Annotated in this window: 4 protein-coding genes; 2 read left to right on the top strand and 2 right to left on the bottom strand. The window is 68.8% G+C overall.

Annotated features, from left to right (window positions below):
* Positions 1-164: 164 nt before the first annotated feature.
* Complete coding sequence (locus tag VFK57_19525) at positions 165-1199, bottom strand: sialidase family protein (GenBank protein HET7697913.1); 1035 nt, start codon at positions 1197-1199, stop codon at positions 165-167.
* A gap of 26 nt (positions 1200-1225) precedes the next feature.
* On the opposite strand from VFK57_19525, the gene VFK57_19530 reads away from it, so the two are divergent.
* Both VFK57_19530 and VFK57_19535 read left to right on the top strand, forming a co-directional pair.
* Positions 1226-4396, top strand: coding sequence for a hypothetical protein (locus VFK57_19530; GenBank protein HET7697914.1), 3171 nt, complete (start codon positions 1226-1228; stop codon positions 4394-4396).
* Complete coding sequence (locus VFK57_19535) at positions 4397-5188, top strand: VOC family protein (protein ID HET7697915.1); 792 nt, start codon at positions 4397-4399, stop codon at positions 5186-5188.
* A gap of 90 nt (positions 5189-5278) precedes the next feature.
* On the opposite strand, the gene VFK57_19540 is transcribed toward VFK57_19535, so the two are convergent.
* Positions 5279-5683 (bottom strand): four helix bundle protein, encoded by a 405-nt coding sequence (locus VFK57_19540; protein HET7697916.1) that lies wholly within the window; start codon positions 5681-5683, stop codon positions 5279-5281.
* Positions 5684-6047: the final 364 nt, after the last annotated feature.

Raw genomic sequence — 6047 nt, forward strand, 5'->3', positions numbered from 1 at the left:
GCGATGCCGGTATCACTCAGGGGAGCGCGGACGCATTCGAGGCCCCCGCGCGGTACAACCGCATCGAAGCGACGCTCACCTCCGGCAGCCAAGCCTGGGTGTACGTCGTCGACGGCCGCCCCTGAGTCGCCGCCGCAGCCGCACCGCGCGCGAGCTGTCAGCTATCAGCGTCCCAGCTTCGCCGGATCCACCACCACGTGCTTGATCCGCTCGCGCTTCCACGTGTAGGTGATGTGCACCATGCCGTCGGGCGCCTGAATGACCGCGGGATACGAATACTCGCCCGGTTGATCCTCCAGGACCAGCGCCGCCTCCCAGGTGGTGCCGTCGCGCGAGAGCGCGACGTTCAGCGGCGTGCGCCCTTTCGGGGTGTGGTTGTAGACGATGAGATGGCGGCCGTCGCGGAGCGTGAGCGCATCCGTTCCCGCACTCGGATTGGGCAACGAGGTGAGCGTCACGGGAGTCCACGTCCGCCCCTTGTCGCTCGACCAGGTTTCGAACACTCTCTGCGAGCGTGAGCGGCCGACGGCCTGCAGGCGGCCGTCCCGGTGGATCAGGATGCTCGGCTGAATCGCGCCGATCTCCGCGCCGGCCGGCGACGGCGCGGGACGTACTACGGTCCACGTTGCGCCGTCATCCGTGGATCGCTCGAAATGGATTCGCCACAGGTTCGCCTGGTCCGGCGTCTCCGTGCTCGAACCGCTGAGGATCGCGCCGTCGTCCAGCCGCACGGGCTTGTTCTTGATCGGGCCCAGCACCCCCTCGGGCAGGCGGCGTGCCTCTCCCCAGGTGCGGCCGCCGTCGCTCGAGTAGCGCACCATGCCCCACCACGTCGTCGGCCGCGGCCCGACCTTGTAGAAGAGCGAGAGGAATCCCTGCTTGATCTCGAACAGCACCGGGTTCCAGCACGGATGACGCGTGCCGTCCGGCTGCACCCCTGTCGCGACCTCGACCGGCGCCGTCCACTTGCCGTCGACGTGGCGCGACAGCCAGATGCCGACGTCGGGAGCTCCTTCGCGCGTGCCGCCGAACCAGGCCGCGACGAGGCCACCGTCGACGTGCGCGATCGTCGAGGCGTGCGCGCTCGGAAACGGCGCGGCGTCGTAGATGAACCCGGACGCCACCACGGCGGATGCGGGCTGCCGCGTCGCCGCGGCGGCGGCGAGCGAGAGGAACGCGGCGCAGGCAAGCAATTTCATCGGTACGCGGATGATAAACTCGCCGCATGCCGTTCACACGAAAGTTTTTCGCCGTGGCTGCCGCCATGGCGCTGGTGGTGTCGGTCCGCGCGCAGGAGCCCGCCACGAGCGCGAAGCCGGAGTCCCCCGCGGAATTCAAGGCGCTGCGATACCGCAACATCGGTCCTGCCGCCGGCGGCCGCGTCTCCCGCGCGGCCGGCGTCCCCGGCAACCCGCAGATCTACTACGCGGCCACCGCGTCCGGCGGCGTATGGATGTCGTCGGACGCCGGGACGTCGTGGCGATCGGTGTGGGACGACCAGCCGATTTCCTCGATCGGGTCGATCGCCGTCGCGCCGAGCGATCCGAACGTCGTCTACGTCGGATCGGGCGAGGCGAACATCCGCGGCAACGTTGCCGCCGGCAACGGCATCTACCGGTCGAGCGACGGCGGCAAGACCTGGTCGCACGTGTGGCACCAGGAAGGGCAGATCGGGACGATGGCCGTGCACCCGAAGAACGCGGAGGTGGCGTTTGCCGCGGTGCTCGGGCATGCGTTCGGCCCGAACCCCGAGCGCGGCGTGTACCGGACGCGCGACGGCGGGCGGACGTGGCAGCAGGTACTGAAGAAGGACGCCGACACCGGCGCCTCGGACGTCGCGATCGATCCGTCGAACCCGAACGTGATCTTCGCCGGCCTGTGGCAGGCTCGCCGGTATCCGTGGGACATGACGAGCGGCGGTCCCGGCAGCGGCCTGTACGTCTCGCGCGACGGCGGCGACACCTGGAAGCACCTGACCGGCGGCGGGCTGCCGGAAGGGATCTGGGGCAAGGTCGGCATCGCCATCGCGCCGTCAGACAGCCGCAGGGTCTACGCGCTCATCGAAGCGGACAAAGGCGGACTCTTCCGCTCCGACGACGGCGGAGAGAACTGGGACCTGGCGTCGCCGCATCGCGCCCTGCGCCAGCGCGCCTGGTACTACACGACGCTGGCGGTCCATCCCGCCAATCCGAACGAGGTCTGGTTCCCGCAGGTCCCGATGCTGAAGTCGATCGACGGCGGCAAGACGATCGAGGAGGTCAAGGGCTTGTCGCACGGCGACCATCACGACGTCTGGTTCGATCCGGCGAACCCGAAGCGGATGATCGTCGCCAACGACGGCGGGGTGAACATCAGCCACAACGGCGGCGCGAACTGGTCGGCGCCGATGCTGCCGATCTCGCAGTTCTACCACGTGTCGGTGGACACTCGCCGGCCGTACCACATCGCCGGGGCGATGCAGGATCTCGGGACGGCGCAGGGCCCGAGCGATTCCCTCGCGCGCAACATTCACCTCACCGACTGGCACGACGTCGGCGGCGGCGAGGCCGGGCACGTCTATTCCGATCCCGGCGATCCCAACATCGTCTATGCCGGCGAGTACCTCGGGATCATCACCCGCTACGACCATCGCACGCGAGAGTCGCGCAACATCAGCGCCTGGCCCGAGAACCCGTCCGGCCTCGGCGGCGAAGACATGCGCTACCGGTTCCAGTGGACGGCGCCGATCACCGGCTCCCCCTTCGACCCCAAGGTCGTCTACCACGGCGCGCAGGTCATCTTCCGCACGCGCGACGGCGGCCAGACGTGGACGGCGATCAGCCAGGACCTCACGCGGAACGACAAGTCGAAGCAGAAGTGGTCCGGCGGCCCGATCACCGGCGACAACACCGGCGTCGAAACCTACGGCACCGTGTTCGCCATCGCGGAATCGCCCAAACAGAAAGGCCTCATCTGGGCGGGCAGCGATGACGGACTGGTACACGTCACGGCGGATGACGGCAAGACCTGGAAGAACGTCACCGCGGCGATGCCCGGGTTTCCGGAATGGGGCACGGTGAGCATGATCGAGCCCTCCCCGTTCGATGCCGACACGGCCTACGTCGTCGTCGACGCCCACAGGCTCGACGACATGAAACCCTACCTGTTCAGGACCGGCGACCGCGGCGCGACGTGGAAGCGGATCGACGCGGGGCTCGCCGCCAACGTCTACCTGCACGCGGTGCGCGAGGATCCGGAGAAGCGCGGGCAACTCTATCTCGGCACCGAGCGCGGCGTGATGTTCTCGACCGACGACGGGCAGTCGTGGCGGCCGCTGCAGCTGAATCTGCCGACCGTCGCCGTTCACGATCTGCAGGTGAAGGAGGGGGACCTCGTCGTCGGCACGCACGGGCGATCGATCTGGATCCTCGACGACCTGCAGCCGGTGCGGCAGTACGACGCACGCGTGGCCGCGGAGGCGCTGCACCTGTTTCCGCCGCAGGACGCGATCCGCTGGCGCTACGGATCGTCGAACTGGGGAACGCGAGGCGGTTTCCCCAATCCGCCGCACGGCGCGGTCATCTACTACGCGCTCAAGGACGAAGAGAAAGGGGATCTCAAGATCGAGATCGTCGATGCCCGCAACCGGATCGTGCGCACGCTGAGCAGCACCGCCCCCAAGCCGATGGGCAGCGGCGACTTCGAGAGCGCCGAGGACTACAAGGACGAGGCGCTGCCGCGCGGCGCCGGAGTGCAGCGGGCGGTGTGGGACCTGGCATACGAGGGGGCCGCCAAGATTCAGGGGGGCCGCATCGACACCGGCGATCCGCGCGAAGGGCCGCGCGTTCCCCCGGGAACCTACACCGTGAAGCTCACCGCCGCCGGCAGGACCCTCTCGGCGCCGCTGAAGGTGCTGCCGGATCCGCGCGGCGACCTGCCGCAGACCGATCTCGAGGCGCAGGCGGCGTTCGCGGTGCGGGTGCGGGACGACATTTCGAAGCTGACCGGGCTGGTCAACGACCTGCGCTCGGTGCAGACGCAGTTGAAGGGGCGCAACGCCACGCTCGAGGCGCGCAAGAGCGAGGCGGACATCGCCGATCTGATCGGCCAGTCGGAAGCGGCGATCAAGCGCGCCCTCGCGATCGAGAGCAAGCTGCACAACCCGGCCGCGGAAGTCGTCTACGACATCCTGGCGATGCGCGGCGGCGCGAAGCTGTACTCGCGGCTCGCCCCGCTTCAGATGTGGGTGTCGGAGTCGAGCGGCGTGCCCACGCAGGGCATGATGCAGGTGCTGGTGGAGCAGGAAAAGGAGCTGGCGGCGCTCGAGGCCGAGACGAAACAGTTCCTCAACGCCGACGTGACGAAGATCAACCAGCGCGCCGCGCAGCTGAACCTGAACTACGTCATCGTGAAGTAGATGACGCTCCGGCTGCTGCTCGCCGTCGCGCTCGGTGCGGCTCTCTGGCAGACGCCGCCGGCGGTCCCGTCGCGTCCGCGCGTCTTCGGCATCGCGCAGGTGTCGTTCCAGACGAGCGACCTGGCGAAGGCACGCGCCTTTTACGGCGGCGTGCTGGGCTTCGCCGAGGAGCCCTCCGGCGCGCCCGGCCGCGCCGTGTTCGTCGTCAATGCGCGGCAGCGCCTGATCATCGCCGACGGACTGCCGCCGGATCGCGACGAGCGCCTGCTCAACATCGCCTTCGACGTCGACGCGCGGCCGCCCGATACCGCCGACCCGGACGGCCACCCGGTGCGGTTCGTCTCGACCTCAGGCTCCGCGGACGCCAGCGCGAGCCCGGACCGGCGCATCTCGCGACGGATTCTGCACGCCGGACTGACGATCAAGGATCCCGCCGCGGCGGATCGGTTCTACAAGGACAGGCTCGGCTTCTCCGAGATCTGGCGCGGCGGCCGGCCGGAAGGCACCATCAGCTGGATCAACATGCGCGTGCCGGACGGGACCGACTACATCGAGTACATGCTCTACCCCGGCGCGCCGCCGACGCGGCAGCAACTGGGTTCCGCGCATCACATCGCCCTGCTCGTCCCGGACATCCAGCAGGCCCTGGAAACCGTCCGGGCGCGCACCACACCGGACGACCGCAACCACCGGGCGGTCCCGAACATCGGCGTCAACAACCGCTGGCAGTTGAACGTGTTCGACCCCGACGGCACGCGGACGGAGTTCATGGAGCCGTGGACAGTCAGGTGAGCAGTGCGCAGTGCGCGGTGCGCGGTGCGCAGTGCGTCAGTGCGTCAGTGCGTCAGTGCGTCAGTGCGTCTGCGGCAGCGCGTCAATGCGTCAGCGCGGTGGCTCCTGGGTCCAGGCGGCGGGGGGTGCTTCGCTGCGTTTCAGGTACTTCAGTAAGCCCGTCGCGGTGCGCTTCGCTTCGTCTCGCAGGGCCTCGAGGCGATCGGCGGTGGCCTGGTCGAAGTAGCCGCGTTTGCGGCCGTCCTCCAGGTGATTCTTCATCTCGGCCAGCGACGCCATCGCGACCTCGACGTGATACCCGAAACGGCCGTGGCGGTACAGATCGAAGCCCTCGGAGATGTTGCTGGGAGCGGACGCCGCTGCCGACACGATCTGCTTCTTGAAGTCGAAGTCCTTCGCAATCGGTGCCCGCGCCGCCAGCGAGCAAATCTCGTCCCGCAGTTTCACCGACGCCTGATACGCAACGATCTCCTCGACCCGCCGCCAACCAGCCATGCCGCCCCACCTGCAGACCGCGTGCCGTGCGGTTTTCCGTGGAAACTCGCCGATCGGCCGTCTCACGCACCCCAGAGATCGCAAAGAGGACAACGCCGTTCCGCCGCCCGCTTCGCAGAAACAGCACTGCCGCATTGCCGCACTGCCGCACTGCCGCACTGACGCACTGCCGCACTGACGCACTGCGCACCGCGCACTGCGCACCGCGCACTGCTATACCTTTCGCGTCTTCCAGTGCCCCCGCCGGAACAGCACCGCGCTCACCACCGCCAGCGTCGAATACGCCACGGTCAGCGCGATGAACACCCCGTGCGCGCCCAGGCCGGCGCGGGTCGACAGCCACCACGCCAGCGGGATTTCCCAC

This window comes from Vicinamibacterales bacterium (assembly GCA_035699745.1).
In the GTDB taxonomy this organism is placed as follows: Bacteria; Acidobacteriota; Vicinamibacteria; order Vicinamibacterales; family 2-12-FULL-66-21; genus JAICSD01.